General features: G+C 36.4%; 18 protein-coding genes and 1 rRNA gene. 3 read left to right on the top strand and 16 right to left on the bottom strand.

From position 1 onward, the window contains the following. Nucleotides 1-73: 73 nt before the first annotated feature. The 3 genes from H9632_RS16975 to H9632_RS16985 all read right to left on the bottom strand — a co-directional run bounded on the left by H9632_RS16975 (nucleotide 74) and on the right by H9632_RS16985 (nucleotide 2,400). Nucleotides 74-565, bottom strand: coding sequence for a chemotaxis protein (locus H9632_RS16975; RefSeq protein WP_191705253.1), 492 nt, complete (start codon nucleotides 563-565; stop codon nucleotides 74-76). An 88-nt stretch (nucleotides 566-653) separates the two neighbouring features. After that, nucleotides 654-1,511 (bottom strand): tetratricopeptide repeat protein, encoded by an 858-nt coding sequence (locus H9632_RS16980; protein WP_225223897.1) that lies wholly within the window; start codon nucleotides 1,509-1,511, stop codon nucleotides 654-656. A gap of 1 nt (nucleotide 1,512) precedes the next feature. Beyond that, nucleotides 1,513-2,400, bottom strand: a complete 888-nt coding sequence (locus H9632_RS16985; protein WP_191705254.1) for a LysR family transcriptional regulator — start codon at nucleotides 2,398-2,400, stop codon at nucleotides 1,513-1,515. A gap of 195 nt (nucleotides 2,401-2,595) precedes the next feature. Between H9632_RS16985 and H9632_RS16990 the strand changes: the two genes are divergently transcribed. Then, complete coding sequence (locus H9632_RS16990) at nucleotides 2,596-3,342, top strand: alpha/beta hydrolase (RefSeq protein ID WP_191701825.1); 747 nt, start codon at nucleotides 2,596-2,598, stop codon at nucleotides 3,340-3,342. 197 nt (nucleotides 3,343-3,539) lie between these two features. Here the strand turns inward: H9632_RS16990 and H9632_RS16995 are convergent, their stop codons facing one another. The 3 genes from H9632_RS16995 to groES all read right to left on the bottom strand — a co-directional run bounded on the left by H9632_RS16995 (nucleotide 3,540) and on the right by groES (nucleotide 7,125). Continuing rightward, complete coding sequence (locus H9632_RS16995) at nucleotides 3,540-4,913, bottom strand: S-layer homology domain-containing protein (RefSeq protein ID WP_191705255.1); 1,374 nt, start codon at nucleotides 4,911-4,913, stop codon at nucleotides 3,540-3,542. A gap of 177 nt (nucleotides 4,914-5,090) precedes the next feature. After that, nucleotides 5,091-6,722 (bottom strand): chaperonin GroEL, encoded by a 1,632-nt coding sequence (gene groL / locus H9632_RS17000; protein ID WP_191705256.1) that lies wholly within the window; start codon nucleotides 6,720-6,722, stop codon nucleotides 5,091-5,093. Nucleotides 6,723-6,840: 118 nt separating this feature from the next. Further along, nucleotides 6,841-7,125 (bottom strand): co-chaperone GroES, encoded by a 285-nt coding sequence (gene groES, locus H9632_RS17005; protein WP_191705257.1) that lies wholly within the window; start codon nucleotides 7,123-7,125, stop codon nucleotides 6,841-6,843. Nucleotides 7,126-7,402: 277 nt separating this feature from the next. On the opposite strand from groES, the gene H9632_RS19100 reads away from it, so the two are divergent. Next, nucleotides 7,403-8,131 carry a CPBP family intramembrane glutamic endopeptidase gene (locus H9632_RS19100; RefSeq protein ID WP_191705258.1) on the top strand — a complete coding sequence of 243 codons (729 nt, stop codon included), beginning with the start codon at nucleotides 7,403-7,405 and terminating at the stop codon, nucleotides 8,129-8,131. A 92-nt stretch (nucleotides 8,132-8,223) separates the two neighbouring features. Here the strand turns inward: H9632_RS19100 and tatC are convergent, their stop codons facing one another. The 3 genes from tatC to H9632_RS17025 form a co-directional block, all read right to left on the bottom strand. After that, complete coding sequence (tatC, locus tag H9632_RS17015) at nucleotides 8,224-9,045, bottom strand: twin-arginine translocase subunit TatC (RefSeq protein ID WP_191705259.1); 822 nt, start codon at nucleotides 9,043-9,045, stop codon at nucleotides 8,224-8,226. Nucleotides 9,046-9,061: 16 nt separating this feature from the next. Continuing rightward, nucleotides 9,062-9,289, bottom strand: a complete 228-nt coding sequence (gene tatA / locus H9632_RS17020) for a twin-arginine translocase TatA/TatE family subunit (protein WP_318247714.1) — start codon at nucleotides 9,287-9,289, stop codon at nucleotides 9,062-9,064. 83 nt (nucleotides 9,290-9,372) lie between these two features. Continuing rightward, on the bottom strand, nucleotides 9,373-10,005 hold the full coding sequence (locus H9632_RS17025; RefSeq protein ID WP_191705261.1) for a redox-sensing transcriptional repressor Rex: 633 nt from the start codon (nucleotides 10,003-10,005) through the stop codon (nucleotides 9,373-9,375). A gap of 212 nt (nucleotides 10,006-10,217) precedes the next feature. Here H9632_RS17025 and abc-f point away from each other — a divergent pair, with 212 nt between their 5' ends. Further along, the gene (gene abc-f / locus H9632_RS17030; RefSeq protein WP_191705262.1) at nucleotides 10,218-12,158 is read left to right on the top strand and encodes a ribosomal protection-like ABC-F family protein; all 1,941 of its coding nucleotides are present in this window, start codon (nucleotides 10,218-10,220) and stop codon (nucleotides 12,156-12,158) included. A 572-nt stretch (nucleotides 12,159-12,730) separates the two neighbouring features. On the opposite strand, the gene tsaD is transcribed toward abc-f, so the two are convergent. The 7 genes from tsaD to rrf form a co-directional block, all read right to left on the bottom strand. Continuing rightward, on the bottom strand, nucleotides 12,731-13,744 hold the full coding sequence (gene tsaD, locus H9632_RS17035; protein ID WP_191705263.1) for a tRNA (adenosine(37)-N6)-threonylcarbamoyltransferase complex transferase subunit TsaD: 1,014 nt from the start codon (nucleotides 13,742-13,744) through the stop codon (nucleotides 12,731-12,733). Further along, nucleotides 13,744-14,187, bottom strand: coding sequence for a ribosomal protein S18-alanine N-acetyltransferase (rimI, locus tag H9632_RS17040; protein ID WP_191705264.1), 444 nt, complete (start codon nucleotides 14,185-14,187; stop codon nucleotides 13,744-13,746). Before rimI ends, tsaD begins: the two co-directional genes overlap by 1 nt. Then, a complete protein-coding gene (tsaB, locus tag H9632_RS17045; RefSeq protein ID WP_191705265.1) occupies nucleotides 14,187-14,891 on the bottom strand; it encodes a tRNA (adenosine(37)-N6)-threonylcarbamoyltransferase complex dimerization subunit type 1 TsaB in 705 nt (234 codons plus the stop codon). The genes rimI and tsaB overlap by 1 nt, the downstream gene beginning before the upstream one ends. Continuing rightward, nucleotides 14,888-15,340 carry a tRNA (adenosine(37)-N6)-threonylcarbamoyltransferase complex ATPase subunit type 1 TsaE gene (gene tsaE / locus H9632_RS17050; protein ID WP_191705266.1) on the bottom strand — a complete coding sequence of 151 codons (453 nt, stop codon included), beginning with the start codon at nucleotides 15,338-15,340 and terminating at the stop codon, nucleotides 14,888-14,890. The genes tsaB and tsaE overlap by 4 nt, the downstream gene beginning before the upstream one ends. 162 nt (nucleotides 15,341-15,502) lie before the next feature. Next, nucleotides 15,503-15,841: a hypothetical protein gene (locus tag H9632_RS17055; protein ID WP_191705267.1), complete on the bottom strand. Its 339-nt coding sequence runs from the start codon at nucleotides 15,839-15,841 to the stop codon at nucleotides 15,503-15,505. Nucleotides 15,842-15,972: 131 nt separating this feature from the next. Further along, nucleotides 15,973-17,064, bottom strand: a complete 1,092-nt coding sequence (locus tag H9632_RS17060; protein WP_191705268.1) for an NADH-dependent flavin oxidoreductase — start codon at nucleotides 17,062-17,064, stop codon at nucleotides 15,973-15,975. A gap of 185 nt (nucleotides 17,065-17,249) precedes the next feature. After that, a 5S ribosomal RNA gene (gene rrf / locus H9632_RS19165) occupies nucleotides 17,250-17,323 on the bottom strand; the annotation flags it as partial.

Raw genomic sequence — 17,323 nt, forward strand, 5'->3', positions numbered from 1 at the left:
AATAAAAGCAATCCTACTAATTAATTTTTAATAGGATTGCTTCTCATTTCCATTTTGATGGAGCAGGTTATTCTTATTTAAAAGATAGTTGCTGTGTCAGGGAAATAATTTCCGCTTCTAGCGATGCTGAACGCTTATCAAAATAACGTATGCGCTCTATACTACGATTTTCGATATGTTTATTGGAATCCAACATATTAATAACATCACAAGTGAATAGCTTTAGCGTTCGAAAACCTGATTCAATCTTCCTGACCTCTTTGCCAAATGTTAAAGCGGTGTTATCTTTAGTTTTACCTTTTTTAATTTCGATAATATTTTTATTAATGAGATGATCAATCTCATTATAACGATCTGTTTGTTTATAGGTCATCATTTGGATTCGTTGATTGTATTTGATGACATCTTTATTTTCTAATCCAGTTTGGACATATTCTCTTAAATATTCAACAATTGTACAAAGCGTTGTTAAACTTTCACGTTGCTCCAATAGAATTTGCTGTAATTTTTGAATAACATCTTCACTGTCATTAGAAGAGATATGCGGTACTGCAAACATAAACATAAAAATTCCCCTCCTTATCACTTTCCCCTATTGATTACATTCCCAAATTTATTAGGAAACTAAACATACAAATTACTATGAAATATGATTAATTTTCATCAAATCCTTTAAAGCTTTCAAGGCTTTCCAATTTTTCACGCCACTTAGCAGCTTCTTTAAGATTTATTTGTTCGTAATAGATTACTATTCTTTTAGTAGCTTCTCTATCGCCCAGCATACTAGCCTGCTTGTAATAAGTCATTGCTCTGTCTACATCCTGAATAACACCATGACCATGCTCATAACAGTAACCTAAGTTATAAATCGCATCGACATGGTAATGCTCGCTCGCTTTTCTAAACCACTCGATTGCTTCTTTATCGTTCTGTTGTTGACCAAGTTCCCCTGAATAGAAAATCATACCAAGGCGATATTTAGCCTCTGCATATTGAAGATCGGCACTGCGTTTATAATATTCCAAAGCTAGTGATGCATTGCATTGGGTACCCAAACCTTGCTCATACATAATTCCCAACGTATACATCGCTTCTGGTACACCATGTTTCGCTGCTTTTTCAAACCAAAGGAACGCTTTTTTTTCGTCCACTTCTGTAGCTTCCCCATTGAAGTACATATCAGCTAAATTATTCATCGCATCGCGGTGACCTAAATTTGCTGCGTCTTTATACAATGAGAATGCTTGCTGTTCACTGCCTTTTCCACCAAGTCCTTCAATATAACAATTCGCCAGCTCATACATCGCCTCTGAATTTTTATGTTCACTGACTGTAGTAAGTAAATTGTACATTTCCTCAAAAAATCCATACTGTTTATATAATAAAGCAACATTGATCATTGCTTTTTCCATACCCTTTTCCGCTAATTCGAACTCCTCAAGCCATAGCTCTATATTATCTAATCCTTGTTGCTTAAACCATCCAAAAAATTCAGTACGCTTGTCCATCATTTCAAACTTCCCTTTGCTGAAAATAATTTAATAAATATTGTCTGAATTCAACAACAGCAGGTGGTAGATAGCGATTTTTTGCCCAAGAAACACCAACGGAACGATAGCACGGCGGATCAACCTTTAGCCTTTTTACTTTGTAATGGTCAAGCCCCTTAATATTTGGAATAAGGGAAATACCCATCCCAGCTCCAACAAATCCTGCCACTGTATGCATTTCTTCAGCAGCAAATGTTGTATTAAGCTCAATCCCCGCATCTAAAAAAAATTCATCCACTAACTGTCGCAGCGAGTTGCCTTTTTTTATCGCAATAAATGGTTCATTTTTTACTTCATCGAGCTTTACCGATTCTTGCATAGCTAATGGATGTGTTGTCGGAACAATTACGAAAAGTTCCTCAACAAACAATTCTTCTGTTTCTATTTCAATTACCTTTGATTCTATTTTTTGAGATAGGCACAAATCAATGGCCCCTTCTTCCAACCTTTTCATTAAATTTAGTGAAGTAGCCTGCGTCAAAGAAAAATGCATATTCGGAAATGCCGCGCTCGTTGAAGCGATTAATTCAGGAACTACTTCCATACCGAGTGTATGAATAAAACCAAACGACACTTCTCCTGAACCTGGCTTAATAATATCTTCAAATTCCTCTTTAATACGATCATATTCATCTAAAATCACATTTACACTTTGCAAAAAAAGTTCACCAAATCGATTTAAATAAATCGAACGACCTTCACGGTTAAATAGTGGCACACCGAGATGCTGTTCGATATTCGCTATTGACTTACTTAACGCTGGCTGGGAAATAGCTAAAACTTCAGCCGCACGTGTCATATGTTGCATTGTAGCAACGGTTTTGAAATATTGAAGCTGTTCAATCTCCATAATTCAACCCCCACATTATTCATAACTTTTTCGACTCAAAACAATAAGAATAATAAATTGTACTTATATATCTATACTCTTTATAATAAGCGATAGCAGCTAGTTTTCATAACAAAAATAATTTAAAATTTCAATAGTTTTTATAAATTTTTATAAAATGGACATAATTAATTTTACAAAGGGGTCTAATAGACAATGAAACTCATCGCGCCGAAACCTTTTACAATGGAAGCCGGTAAACGTGCTGTTTTATTACTGCATGGATTTACTGGAAATACAAATGATGTAAAACGTTTAGGAAAATATTTAGCGGATCGTAACTACACAGTTCATGCACCATTATATAAAGGTCATGGCGGTGGTCCTGACTTATTAATCCAATCTCAACCAACTGAGTGGTGGGATAGTGTAATCGAAGGCTATGATGATTTACGTAATCGTGGCTATGAAGAAATCGCAGTAGCAGGTGTTTCCCTTGGAGGTATTTTCTCATTAAAGCTTGGAGAAGAACGACCAACAAAGGCAATTGTTACAATGTCTGCTCCAGCAATGTCAAAATCAACGGATAGTCTGCAAAATCGAATTGTTGAATATGCGATTAACTATAAAAAGTTATCAGGTACGTATGACGAAACAGTAGATAGCCATACTAAAATTGCTGAACTCATGAAAATGCCGTCTTTAAATTATTTACAGAGCATGATTAATGAAACAAGCGAAAAGTTAAATGTCATTGAAACACCTGTTCATATTTTACGCGGTTTTGAAGATGATGAATATTATTGTGAAAGTGCCGATCTAATATATAGTTCAGTAAATTCACGAATTAAATCAATTAAAACTTTCATTAATTCCGGACATATATTAACATTAGGTAAAGAACGTGAATTAGTGTTTGAAGAAATTTACCGCTTCTTTGAAGGTTTAAAGTGGAAAGAGTAGAATTACTCAAAGTAAGTGTATTAAGATAAAATAGTGTCCCCTTGCAAAAATCCCCGTTTTTGCAATGATATATTTGAAAGACATTTCATGCTCTTCTGAGTAGGAATGTACCCTTTCTTCCGACGAGTTGACTTTTGTTATCTCGTCTCGAAAAAACGAGCGCTAAATGGATCCCCGTCCATTCAACGCTCGTTTTTTTATTCGTTTGAATTTGTAAGTACGAGAATTTTTGCTAATTGTGCGCGTGTAACATTACCTTGTGGTGAGAATGTAGTGGCACTCGTTCCTTGTACAATCTCATTCTCAAATAAATAGGTAATAGCTGCTTGTGTTTCGTAAGCATAGTTCTCGATGTCTTTAAATAGAGCAAGCTCTTCCGGTTTATATTCTTCTTCAGCCAAAGCATTTGATAGACGCAATAAAATTAAAGCTAACTGCGAGCGCGTAATATTGCCTTGTGGATTGAAATATCCGTCATTTTCACGTACTAAGCCGGCTTCGTATGCTGCGGCAATTTGATTTTGCGTTTGCTGAGCGTAATGGCTAATGTCTTTAAATGGGGCAGGTTTTGTTGCCTTTAATTCAAAAGCACGTGAAATAACCGATATCACCTGCACACGTGTCATATTCGCATTTGGTTTAAAGGAGCCATCTTCGTACCCATTCATAAAGCCTTTAGTATATGCAATATCAATATATTCTTTACCCCAATGGTTTTTAATATCCTGGAACGGTGCTTCTTTAATTTCCTCTTCCGGAATTGTTTCTTCTACTTCTTTAATGATGGAATTTAAATAATCATTCATCATCTTATCTGCGACCACTTTATAGCCTGCTTCACTTAAATGAATATTTGCAGGGTTAGGAAGGTACGCTTTCGAATCAGCTGCAATTAATTGGGCTACTTCTGAAAAGATACCTTTATTTGTTTCTACTATATTTTTGATTGAATTGTTTATCGTTGTTACAAGCATATTTAATTGTGTTTGGATAACTGGATCTTGTATAGCGGGAAATGGATTGTAAAGTCCCATTACGATAATATCAACATTCGGATTAATCGAATAAATAGTATTGAAAATCTTATCATAGTTCGATGATACTTCCTGTACTCCTTTTAAAACACCTGCTGCATCAAATGTAATACCGCCTGTCTCTGAGCGAGTCACATATTTCAATATATCATTTGCACCTACACTTAATGTAATTAGGTCTGCTTCCTGAATTGCCTGCTTAATGGAAGCTGTTTTTTCTGACTGACCATTTAGATCATACATTGGCTTTGTGACATTTTCTACAATATCGTTTAGTACATTTACAGTTGTATAGCCAGGGTAAGAAAACCCTTTGTTAAACAGGATTCCCTCTTGCTCATCCATATAACTTTTAGCGATTAGATCGGCATAACCGAGTCCAATTTCACTATTTTCATTCATCCCTGCTGCTAATGAATCTCCAAGCGCTAAATAGTTCAATAAATCACTATTTTCTTCAGCACTTACCGTTGTAGAAAAAGGCAGTATTAGTTGCAATACCAATAGTACTACTACAAAAAATGAGAATCTTTTCATCCAGTTTCCCCCTTATTATGTAACTTGTTCATATTATAAATTATTGGTTGTAAAAAAACAAAATCTTCTTATATTGTTTGTTATAGACAAAAAACATCGTATGACTTCATAACCATACGATGTTTTAACTCCAATTAAGGCTGTCTATATTAATTTCGGATAATGATTAATTACGAATTACATCATTCCTGGCATACCCATGCCGCCCATATCCGGCATACCTGATCCTGCTGGTTCTGGAATATCTGCAACCACTGCTTCAGTTGTTAAGAATAGTGAAGCTACAGAAGCTGCATTTTGTAATGCTGAACGTGTAACTTTTGCTGGGTCAACTACACCTGCTTCAATCATGTTTACCCACTCGCCTGTTGCTGCGTTAAAGCCGATTCCTATTTCTTCACGTTTTAGGCGGTCAACGATGATTGAACCTTCTAAACCAGCGTTTTCAGCAATTTGACGTACTGGCTCTTCTAATGCACGTAAAATAATACGTACACCCGTTGCTACATCGCCTTCTACTTGTTCTAATACTTTTTCAACTGCCGCGTAAACATTTAGAAGTGCTGTACCACCACCTGATACTATACCTTCTTCTACTGCTGCACGTGTTGAGTTCAATGCGTCTTCGATACGTAATTTTCGTTCTTTTAATTCTGTTTCTGTTGCTGCACCAACTTTAATAACTGCAACCCCACCAGCTAATTTTGCTAAACGCTCTTGTAATTTTTCTTTATCAAATTCAGAAGTTGTTTCAGCAAGTTGTGCGCGGATTTGGTTTACACGACTAGCTACTGCATCTGTGTTACCAGCACCTTCAACGATTGTTGTGTTATCTTTTGATACGATAACTTTAGCAGCACGACCTAAAGATGATAAATCCGCTGATTTTAAATCTAAGCCAAGATCTTGTGTAATTACTTGTCCACCAGTTAATACAGCAATATCTTCTAACATTGCTTTACGACGGTCACCGAAGCCTGGAGCTTTTACCGCTACTGCGTTGAATGTACCACGTAATTTATTTACTACTAATGTTGCAAGAGCTTCCCCTTCAACATCTTCAGCAATAATTAAAATTGGACGACCTTGTTGTACTACTTGCTCTAACACTGGTAAAATTTCTTGAATGTTAGCGATTTTTTTATCTGTAATTAAAATGAATGGGTTATCTAATACCGCTTCCATTTTATCTGTGTCTGTTACCATGTAGTGTGATGCATAGCCACGGTCAAATTGCATACCTTCCACTACATCTAATTCTGTTGTAAAACCTTTTGATTCTTCAATTGTAATAACGCCGTCGTTTCCTACGCGCTCCATTGCATCTGCAATGTATTGACCAATTTCTTCATCTGCTGAAGAGATTGCCGCTACTTGTGCAATTGATTCTTTATTTTCAACTGGACGTGAAATAGCTTGAAGTTCTGTTAATGCAGCAGCAACAGCTTTATCCATACCTTTACGGATACCAACAGGGTTTGCACCAGCTGTTACGTTTTTAAGACCTTCACGGATCATAGCTTGTGCTAAAACTGTTGCAGTAGTTGTACCGTCACCTGCGATTTCATTCGTTTTAGAAGCAACTTCCGCTACTAATTTTGCACCCATGTTTTCAAATGCATTTTCTAATTCAATTTCTTTTGCAATTGATACACCGTCATTTGTAATAAGTGGAGAACCGAATTTTTTCTCCAAAACAACGTTACGTCCTTTAGGTCCTAAAGTTACTTTTACAGCGTTAGCTAACTTATCTACACCAGATGCCATTAATGAACGTGCTTCTTCTGAAAACTTAATATCTTTTGCCATAATTCATTTTCCTCCTAAAATTTGCGATCAATTATTTCAATTAATTTTTTTATGAAGATGAGCAGCTAGTAAAGTTGATTATGTATAACTAGCTGCAAAATTACATTTTAATTTGGAATTATCCGACAATTGCAAGTACATCGCTCTCACGTATAATTAAATATTCTACGCCGTCGTACTTCACTTCCGTACCAGAGAATTTAGAGAAGATAATTTCGTCGCCTTCTTTTACGTCAAGCTCAAGACGAGTGCCGTTGTCAAGAACACGACCTGTACCTACAGCCACTACTTTACCAGTTTGTGGTTTTTCTTTTGCTGAGTCGGGTAATACGATACCAAATGCCGTTTTTTCCTCTACCTCAACAAGTTCGATAATGATGCGATCTCCTAATGGTCTTAACAATTGAAACAACCTCCTAAAGAAATTTTCTTTTTAGCACTCTCGATTGTCGAGTGCTAACACATTTATTAGTTTAATGAATTCTATATTTTTTTGCAAGTATGTGCATTAAAAAATTTTGTTTTATTACCAAATTCCTCTACAATAAAAGAAGTAATGTATGAAAAAGGCTATAACATAATAGTCCTTGCTTAAATGTATAATAAAATATACGGCATATTCACACGTTTTTTGTGAAGAATTTCCTGCTGTTAATATTTAGAAAGAAGGTTATTAATCCGTGACATCTACCTCATCTTCTAAGTTTAAAACACAGAAAACTGCATTTTATGTGTTATTAACTTATATCATTTGTCAGTTATCAGTCTTAATACTTATATTCATTCCTAGTTTAAAAGATTCCCTTTTACAACTTTTTTCTGGAGTGTCTGAGCAAGATCAGCTTATTAAATTATCTGCTTGGTGGTCAACGATTTCGTTTGGGATTGCTTTTGTCGTGAGTTTTATTTTAATTTCCCGCAATAAGCAATTTTGGGATGTTTTTAAAGGAGAAAAAGCATCGATTGGCGCATCAATCGGTTGGGGTATTATTGGATTTTTCCTCGTATTTTTAGGGCAAACAATCGGAGCATATATTGAGCTCGCTTTAGGAATTGATATGGGCTCGGAAAATACAGAGGCGATTATGAATGTCACAAAAGTAGCACCTATCATGATTGTTGCTACCGTATTTTTAGGACCAATTTTGGAAGAACTCGTATTCCGCCGTGTTATTTTCGGTTCTATTATACAAAATTATAATTTCTGGATAGCAAGCATTGTTAGTGCCATCGTCTTTGCTGCCATTCATATGGACTTCACACATATTTTACTTTATACAATTTGCGGTATGATATTCGCGTTTTTATATTATAAAACAAAGCGGCTTCTCACACCGATTATTGCACATATCCTTTTAAATGGGTTCGTGACATTTGTGCAGATGAATGCAGATAAGTTTCAAGCGTAATTTTAAACCCGCTATGGATAGAAATAGCGGGTTTTTCCATTCCATAATATAATTCAATAAAAAAACGCTATCCCTTTTGATAGCGTTTTACATCAACTATTCATTTGCTCCATTTGTCGACGTTGCTGTTCAAGCAACTCTTCTACTTGCAGCTCACGCTCACGTTCTTCCTCTTCCAATATGCGTTCCTTTTCCGCCACTTCGTATTTCCGATAGCCGATACGGGAAATGACAATGCTTATCTCATATAAAATAAAAAGTGGAATCGCAATAATAATATTCGATACTAGATCAGGCGGTGCCAGCAATACCGAAATAACGATCAATACAAAGTATGCATACTTACGAAACTTTATCATGAGCTTAGGATTAATAATACCAAGACGGGATATAAATAACGTAACAACAGGCAATTGAAATAGTATACCAAATGGTACTACTAGCTTTATTAAAAAAGAGAAAAATTCATTAATGCCAATTGTTTGTGTAATATTCAAATCTGCCGATAATTCCGTCATAAAGCGCATAATAAACGGGAATAATATATAGTAGGCAAAGGTAATTCCTCCAATACCTAAAACAAATGCATAAGGGATATACTTCAACGTTGCTTTGCGTTCCATTTCATGCAAGCCTGGAGTAATAAAAGCCCATAGCTGGTATAGCAAAATCGGAGAAACAATGACTGCCGCCACAATAAAGGTTACTTGTAAATAAACAGTTAAAGGATCCGCCGGGCTAAATGCATTCATGGAAAAACTAGTAGCTAAATCGCTTTGTTGAATGTGTCGAATTAGTGGTTTAGCTGTATAGAATCCTACGAAAAGAGCCATTACAAAGAAAATCGCCACGAAAAATAAGCGTTTTCTAAGCTCATCCATATGTTCAACTACAGTTAATTCTCTTGAATTCATAGTATGACTTCCTTATTTACTTAACGTCGTTTTTTTCGTTCTCTTTATGTTCAATAACCTTTTTCTTGTTCTCAAAATCATCATCGTCATCTGTCAAGCCTTTCGTAGCGCTACGGAACTCGCGTAAAGTTGTCCCCATTGCACGACCTAATGATGGCAATTTTTTTGGTCCAAAAATTAATAAAGCAATAAGTCCAATGATAATTAGGCTCACAGGTCCAATCGCATTTAGATGCACAACCACTATAGCCACCTCCTCTATTATTATGTACATTTTACAGTAATTAACTAGAATTTGCTATTTATACTAATGTGAACAATTTGTTACTAACCTGAATTTCGTACTAAATAAATAAGTGCCTGTAATTCTACCGACAAATCTATATTCATTACTTTTAATGTTTCGGGTACGGATAATCGTACAGGCGTAAAATTTAGTATACCTTTTGCATTCATTTTAACAAGGCGATCTGTCATCATTTGGGCAGAACGTGATGGAACAGTAAGAATTGCTAACTCTGCGCCAAACTCTTCATACATTTCCTCTAAACGATCTGGATGGAATACAGGGATATCGCTAATTGTCGTTCCTTCAAAAGGTGCTTTTGTATCAAATGCGACAACAATACGCGTATTATGATTTTTTTGGAAATTATATTTAAGTAGACCATTCCCTAGGTTCCCGACCCCTATTAACGCAACATTCATTGCCTCATCCTGATCCAATGTTTGACGGAAAAACTCTAGCAAATATTGTACGTCATAGCCATACCCCTTTTTACCGAGAGCCCCAAAATAAGAAAAATCACGTCGAATCGTTGCTGAATCTATTTTCATCGCATCACTTAATTCTTGTGATGAAATACGCTTTTTACCTTCATTTGAGAAGTTTTTTAAAAACCGATAATAAAGAGGAAGTCTTTTTGTCGTTGCTTGTGGAATTTTTATATCTGGTTTCACACATTCTCCTCCTATGTACATTTGAAAATTGTTGCCAACATGATGTTGATCATTCAGGCATTGCAACACGATGTAACACTCTTTGCCTGAGCTCCCCCTATTTGAGCAGAAGCAAGTTAATCTTACTAAACTAGTAGCAACAAGTAAAGTATCCATCGTTGCGTACGATGTTCCCATCCATTAAACTAAGTAGGAGAAACTGAGGTGTAAAAATGATTGTCTTACAAGTAAATCAATTATATAAATCCTTTATTACCGATGAAATTTTAAGTGGTGTAAAGCTAGAAGTTCAACACCGTGATCGCATTGCATTAGTGGGTCGAAACGGTGCAGGAAAATCAACGCTATTAAAAATAATTGCTGGGCAAATGAGTTATGACTCAGGTGAAATTATTATTCCGAAAGATGTTCGGCTCGGTTATTTGGAGCAGCATGCAGGAATCGATTCAGAGTTATCTATTTGGGACGAAATGATGACAATTTTCACTACCCTAAAAAATCAAGAACAGAAGCTGCGCCAGTTGGAAAAACAAATGGCAGATCCAAGCATCTATGAGAATACTGAACAATATACACGGATTACTGGAGAATATGACCAATTACAGCATGATTTCAAAGATGCAGGCGGCTATCAATATGAAGCAGATACACGTTCCGTATTACATGGGATGCAGTTTTTCCCTGAGGACTACGATAAGCCGATCCGCTCACTTTCCGGCGGACAAAGGACACGCTTGGCACTTGCAAAGCTTCTTTTATCAAAGCCTGACTTACTAATTTTGGACGAGCCCACAAACCATTTGGATATCGAGACATTGTCATGGCTGGAAGGATATTTAAAAGGTTATGAAGGGGCAATTTTAATCGTTTCACATGACCGATACTTTTTAGACCAAGTAGTGTCGATTGTTTATGAAGTATCACGTACGAAAGTATCGAAATATATTGGAAATTATAGTGGCTATTTAGAGGAAAAGGCGAAAAACTATGAACGGGATTTAAAAATGTATGAACGCCAGATGGATGAAAAATCAAAGCTCGAAACATTCATTCAAAAAAACTTAGCACGCGCCTCAACAACAAAAATGGCACAGTCTCGTCGTAAAGTATTGGAAAAAACAAATTGGATGGACTCTCCGGATGGTGATGAGAAAAGTGCGAACTTCGGCTTTACTATTGAGCGTCAAAGCGGAAACGATGTACTATCCATCGATGATTTATCAATTGGCTTTTCTAAAGAGGAAATTTCAACGAATATTCGAATGCGAGTATTTAGGGAAGACCGCATTGCACTTGTTGGACCAAACGGTGTGGGTAAATCTACATTATTAAAAACAATTGTCAAGGATATACAGGCACTTGCGGGAGATATTCGTTACGGTACCAATGTCCATATTGGCTACTATGATCAGGAACAGGCAAAACTCCATTCCAATAAATCTGTATTAAGTGAACTTTGGGATGAATGGCCATTATTAAATGAAAAGGATATTCGCAATATTTTAGGGCGCTTCCTTTTCAGTGGTGATGATGTTGCCAAATCTGTAAACTCACTGTCCGGTGGCGAAAAGGCTCGTCTTGCACTAGCAAAATTAATGATGCAAAAATCAAACTTTCTAGTACTAGATGAGCCTACAAACCATTTAGACTTAGACAGTAAAGAAATATTGGAAAATGCATTAATCGATTATCCTGGCACACTTTTATTCGTTTCACACGACCGTTATTTCATTAACCGGATCGCAACTAAAGTCATTGAACTTTCCAGCACAGGTTCTTTTGAATATTTAGGAGACTATGACTATTATTTAGAGAAAAAAGAAGAACTTCAAGAGCTAGCTGCAATGCAAAGTCTTACCTCAGAAAAAAATACGACTGAGAAAAGCGCCCCTTCGAAATCGACGTCTATGATTGATAAAGACACGAAAAAGAGGGAACGCCAAATTCGCCGCGCTGTCGAGGAACTTGAAGTGAAAATGAATGCTTTAGCTGAAACTATCGCCGTATTTGAAGAACAACTTTGTGATCCCGCTATTTACTCAGACCATGAAAAAACACTATTGATTCAATCCGAATTAAATGAAGTAAAGCAGCAACATGAGGAACTTGAAATGGAATGGCTTGAACTAAATGACGAATTAGAACAACTATAATAAGGGAGTGTCCAGAAGAAATTTTGGGCACTCTCTTTTTGCTGTTGGCATCTTTTTCACATAAAAACTCTATTTTTCATTATTATTGTATAATACTAATTCTATAAATAATCTATTTACATATTAATCATATATATAGGTCAATACGCCAAATTTCTACAAATTTCTCCACAGTTTTATTCACATTACAAATCTAGTTCTACCAACATATCAACATAGTTTTCCACATTATCCACAATTAAAATCAAAGTTATACACAATCCGATGTGAAAAAGCCACCACTATATATAGATAAATCACATGTTTTCCACAAGTTATACACACTTTGTGCATAAGTACGCATGTTCGTACAACTTTTTTATGATTTATCAACTTTATCTGTGGATAATTTTCAGAAAAATTGAACATTGGATAAAATCTTGTTATAAATAAGATTTATCTATCATAAATTATTAGTTTCGACTTTCTTATATTATTGCAATACACTGAAATACTGATTACTTTATTCTCTTAAATAAAAAAGCATGATAGAACGGAAATGAAATCATTCCGATCTATCATGACTTTGGTTCTTATTTCCAACTTGTTAGTTCCATACCAGGACGTCCATTCATAGCTAAATTCCCACGAACACCTGCTTGATACATTTCATAGGCAGCTGCACCAATCATTGCAGCATTATCCGTGCATAATTTTAAAGGAGGTACGTAAAACGGAATACCTTCTTCTTTAAAAGCGTTCTCCAATGCCGTACGTAGCCCTTTATTTGCTGATACGCCACCAGCTGCAATAACTTGTTTTACATGAAATTCACGTGCCGCGCGTAATGTTTTCGCTGTTAATACTTCCACTACACTATCTTGGAATCCTTTTGCGACTTTCTCAGGAATAATTTCTTCCCCGCGCTGATCCATATTATGCTTGTAATTGATAACAGCCGATTTTAAGCCACTAAAGCTAAAATCATAGGATCCTTCCTCCAACCATACACGAGGAAAAGGTACTGCTTCGGTTGCTTCGTGCGCTAAACGGTCAATATGTGGTCCTCCTGGATATGGCATATTCAATACACGTGCTACTTTATCATACGCTTCGCCTGCCGCATCATCTCGAGTTTCACCTATCACTTCAAAGGAACCATGTTCACGCATTAAGACAAGCTCCGTATGTCCACCTGAAACAACTAAAGCCAACAATGGAAATTCCATAGGCTGTATTAGATTGTTTGCATAAATATGTCCCGCAATATGGTGGGTACCAATTAACGGTAAGCCGTGAATAAATGCAAAAGCCTTTGCCGCATTAATCCCGATTAATAAAGCTCCTACTAAACCAGGACCTTCTGTTACGGCCACAGCAGTTAAATCCTTTGGTTCCATATTCGCCTGATTTAATGCTTCTTCTAATACAATTGTTACCTGTTCGACATGATGACGTGACGCAATTTCAGGTACAACTCCTCCAAAGCGTTTATGACTGTCAATTTGCGATGACACGACATTTGAAATAATTTCTGTACCATTTTTAATAATTGCTGCTGCTGTTTCATCACAACTTGTTTCTATTGCTAATATATAGTTATCCATTATAATTTCACCCACATTACTAACGCATCTTCATGATTATCCGTATAGTAGCCTTTGCGAAGCCCACCTTCTTGGAATCCAAGCTTGCGATATAAATTTTGTGCAACCGTATTTGTTACACGTACTTCTAAACTCATTACATCCATATTAGCTTCATTGGCTATTCGTAATGCCTCACGCATAAGCCCTTCACCAATACCTTGACCACGTACAGAATCTACCACAGCTACATTTGTAATTTGTGCAGCATCAATGACAAGCCATATACCACAAAAACCGATAATTTCGCCTGTTTCGCTTTCCGCTACTAAGTAATGAGAAAATTGATTTTCTGTCATCTCATAGTAAAACGATTCTAATGTCCATGGTGTTGGAAATGTGGCAAGCTCGATTGCATGGACAGCCGGAACATCATCAATTGTCATTTTACGATACTGTACCATTAGTGTTGCTCCTTTTTCTGTTCCTTAATCCAGTTCGCTTCTGCTTCTGCAATACGGCGATATTGGGGAACAAATTCATGAACCGCTCCAATAGCAGGTAATGGCATCTGTTGTGCTAAGGCAACCAATTCAGAAGCTCTCGGTAAATCCATTGTATAAGGCGCTCTTATGGCTAAATCTCCTAATTCATGCTGAATTTTTTCGAAGTATATTTCTACATCGCTCCCTATAAATAAAATTGGTCGATTAAGTTGTTGAAGCTTTTGTAATAAACCGTCTATATGATCGTGATAATCTTCAATCACTGTATTTAAACTACCTGATTCATAAACCGCTGCATATACATTTTGACGACGTGCATCGATTAAAGAACAAATCGCATAATTAGAAGTACTGGCATTGGCAGCCAGTACTTTTAAGCTAGAAACACCTACTAAAGGTTTTTTCAATGACCACGCAAAAGTTTTGGCAAGGGTAACGCCAATACGGACACCTGTATAGGAGCCAGGTCCTTCCGAAACAGCAATAGCCTCGATATCTGCTGGTAATAATCCTGCTTTTTTTATTACTTCTTCAATTGCAGGCATTGCCCCAACTGAATGTGTTAACTTTATATTTTGTACAACTTCTGCCAGCACTTTATTTTCGTTCACAATTGCGACAGAAAGCGGTGCATTTGCTGTTTCAATTCCTAACCAAATCATTTTAATAACTCCTCACAAAGGCGAATATATTTTTCGCCAATTGGTTTCAATATAAACTTACGTTTTGTTTCATCAATACGTGTAATTTCTATTGCTAAACGTTCCTCTGGTAAATCCTCATCAATTAAATGGGCCCATTCTACAACTGTAACCGCATCACCAAAAAAAATTTCCTCCCATCCTAAATCTTCATCGCTATCGGCTAATCGATAGACATCTAAATGATTCAGTGGAATCCGTCCTTCATACTGTTTCATAATCGTAAATGTTGGGCTATTAACTGTTCGTTTTACACCAAGTCCCTTTGCAAAACTCTGTGTAAAAGTCGTTTTGCCAGCACCTAAGTCCCCTTCAAGAGTAATTGTATACTGGGGATGAACTAAACCTGCCAGTCTTATCGCAAGTACTTGCGTCTCCTCTAGAGTATCTATATATTTTTCATATATCATGTAATTTGCTTCCTTCCACAAAAAATCAATTATCTCTAGTTTACTTGAACTGAGGCAATTGTTCAAAATGTATTACTCCTAGATAATGTTTACACATGAAAACTTAGGTTCAGGTATTTAAAAAGAAAAAATCTTATAAGCAAAATGCCTATAAGATCTATTTTAACGTGAAGAGTGACCTTTCCGTTCTACTATTTCCTTTTGAACTAAAGCATCCTCATTAAACTGAAGACGATAAGCCTTTGTTAGTAAAAATTCATCATTCCACTCATAAACTCCACTGTCAATTTCTTCACCTGCGCCACCTGTAATCCGCACTACCTCCAGATACGACATACCTTCTTTCAGTTTATTATATTCTTCTTCATTCATATACTTCTGCCAGCTATATGTATTACCTTCTTCAATCTCCAAAATTTCATCAGTACATGCAGAAACCATCATCATTAGAAAGAAAACAAGACAAATAGATAGGTAGATAAAGAAACCCTTTTTATTCATCAGTATCCCTCCTTCACTATGTATATAGCGAACTTTTCCCGCAACATTGCACTACAAAACATTTTCGCAATATAAAAAAGGCTTAGTAAAGGACTTAACCCCCTTACTAAACCTTTTATAATTACCTTTAATTAAAAACCCGGAACCCATCCCGGTCTAGATTTCAACCTTTTTAGTAATGGACTTGGAAGTACAGTATCAACATTCTCATTGTATGCTGTATAAACTTGCTCTCCCTTTTCTACTTTTTCAACCCAGTGTGGTTCAATAAGTAATGCACGACCAAGCGCAACTAAATCTGCCCCTAGCTGTAATGCTTGTTCTGCCTCTTCAACTGTATATATTGAACCAACACCAATCAAAGGCTTTCTTCCATCTAATAAACTTTGAATAGCCGAGATTCGATTCTGTTGTCCCTTTTCATAGCGATGTGTCTCTGAGCGGAAATCTCCAAGTGAAATATGTAAATACGTTAGCTCTGTTTTAGCTAATTCATTTACTAACACGATAGTATCATCCATCGTAATTCCACCTTCCTCTGGCTCTTCTGGACTAAATCGATAGCCAACAATGAACGAATCATCTGCATACATATTTCTAACATTTAATACTTCTTCAACTATCTCTAATGGGAAACGCATTCGTTTATCTATCGTTCCACCATATTCATCATTTCTTTTATTCGTATATGCTGAAAAGAATTGTTGAATTAAATACGTATTCGCCCCATGAATTTCAACACCATCAAAGCCTGCTTGAATCGCTCGTCTTGTCGCTTCTCCATATGCTTTTATAAGTTGTTTTGTTTCATCGAGAGTTAATGATCGTGCTTCATTTTTCTCTATTGTAATAGCTGTACTTGCGCTTACAACATCCCCATCTGGAACTAAGTCCTGAAGGGATTGACGACCCCCATGGTGAATTTGCAGAACAGCCTTCGCGCCACCTTGCTGAATAGCTTGTGCAATTCTTTGTAGACTTGGTATATAGTGATCCTCATGAGCTGCTATTTGCCCTGGAAAGGCCTTTCCATTTGCCGCAACATATGCACATGCCGTAATAATCATGCCAGCTCCTGAAGCACGTTCTTTATAATAAGTAATCTCTTCATCTGAAACCGTATCATCTTCGTTACCCGAATAAGTTGTCATTGGGGCCATTACAAAGCGATTTCTAAGTTCAATCTTTTCATTTAGTTTTACCTTTTCAAAAAGTGCTTTCATACCTTAATTCCTCCTTTTGCTATGCTATGACTTTAACGAAACAATTCGTTATTTTCAAGCAACAGGCATCTAATCTTGTTATTTAGTAGAAATAGAGGTAGATGATATGAATCATTTTTTTTGAAAGAAACCATAATATGCTTTAACAACAAAAAAACCACTGAGGAATCAGTGGTTTTACGTGTGCGAAGCGACGTCCTACTCTCACAGGGGGAAGCCCCCAACTACCATCGGCGCTAAAGAGCTTAACTTCCGTGTT

This window comes from Solibacillus merdavium (assembly GCF_014836935.1).
GTDB classification, from domain to species: domain Bacteria; phylum Bacillota; class Bacilli; order Bacillales_A; family Planococcaceae; genus Solibacillus; species Solibacillus ferritrahens.

Coding starts and splice junctions, on each gene's coding strand:
- tatC (WP_191705259.1), bottom strand. CDS start 9,045: ATGAATTCAAGAGAATTAACTGTAGTTGAACATATGGATGAGCTTAGA.
- H9632_RS17060 (WP_191705268.1), bottom strand. CDS start 17,064: ATGAAAGCACTTTTTGAAAAGGTAAAACTAAATGAAAAGATTGAACTT.
- H9632_RS17055 (WP_191705267.1), bottom strand. CDS start 15,841: ATGAATAAAAAGGGTTTCTTTATCTACCTATCTATTTGTCTTGTTTTC.
- tsaE (WP_191705266.1), bottom strand. CDS start 15,340: ATGATATATGAAAAATATATAGATACTCTAGAGGAGACGCAAGTACTT.
- H9632_RS16990 (WP_191701825.1), top strand. CDS start 2,596: ATGAAACTCATCGCGCCGAAACCTTTTACAATGGAAGCCGGTAAACGT.
- H9632_RS16975 (WP_191705253.1), bottom strand. CDS start 565: ATGTTTATGTTTGCAGTACCGCATATCTCTTCTAATGACAGTGAAGAT.
- rimI (WP_191705264.1), bottom strand. CDS start 14,187: ATGGTACAGTATCGTAAAATGACAATTGATGATGTTCCGGCTGTCCAT.
- H9632_RS16995 (WP_191705255.1), bottom strand. CDS start 4,913: ATGAAAAGATTCTCATTTTTTGTAGTAGTACTATTGGTATTGCAACTA.
- tsaB (WP_191705265.1), bottom strand. CDS start 14,891: ATGATTTGGTTAGGAATTGAAACAGCAAATGCACCGCTTTCTGTCGCA.
- H9632_RS16985 (WP_191705254.1), bottom strand. CDS start 2,400: ATGGAGATTGAACAGCTTCAATATTTCAAAACCGTTGCTACAATGCAA.
- groL (WP_191705256.1), bottom strand. CDS start 6,722: ATGGCAAAAGATATTAAGTTTTCAGAAGAAGCACGTTCATTAATGGCA.
- H9632_RS16980 (WP_225223897.1), bottom strand. CDS start 1,511: ATGATGGACAAGCGTACTGAATTTTTTGGATGGTTTAAGCAACAAGGA.
- tsaD (WP_191705263.1), bottom strand. CDS start 13,744: ATGGATAACTATATATTAGCAATAGAAACAAGTTGTGATGAAACAGCA.
- abc-f (WP_191705262.1), top strand. CDS start 10,218: ATGATTGTCTTACAAGTAAATCAATTATATAAATCCTTTATTACCGAT.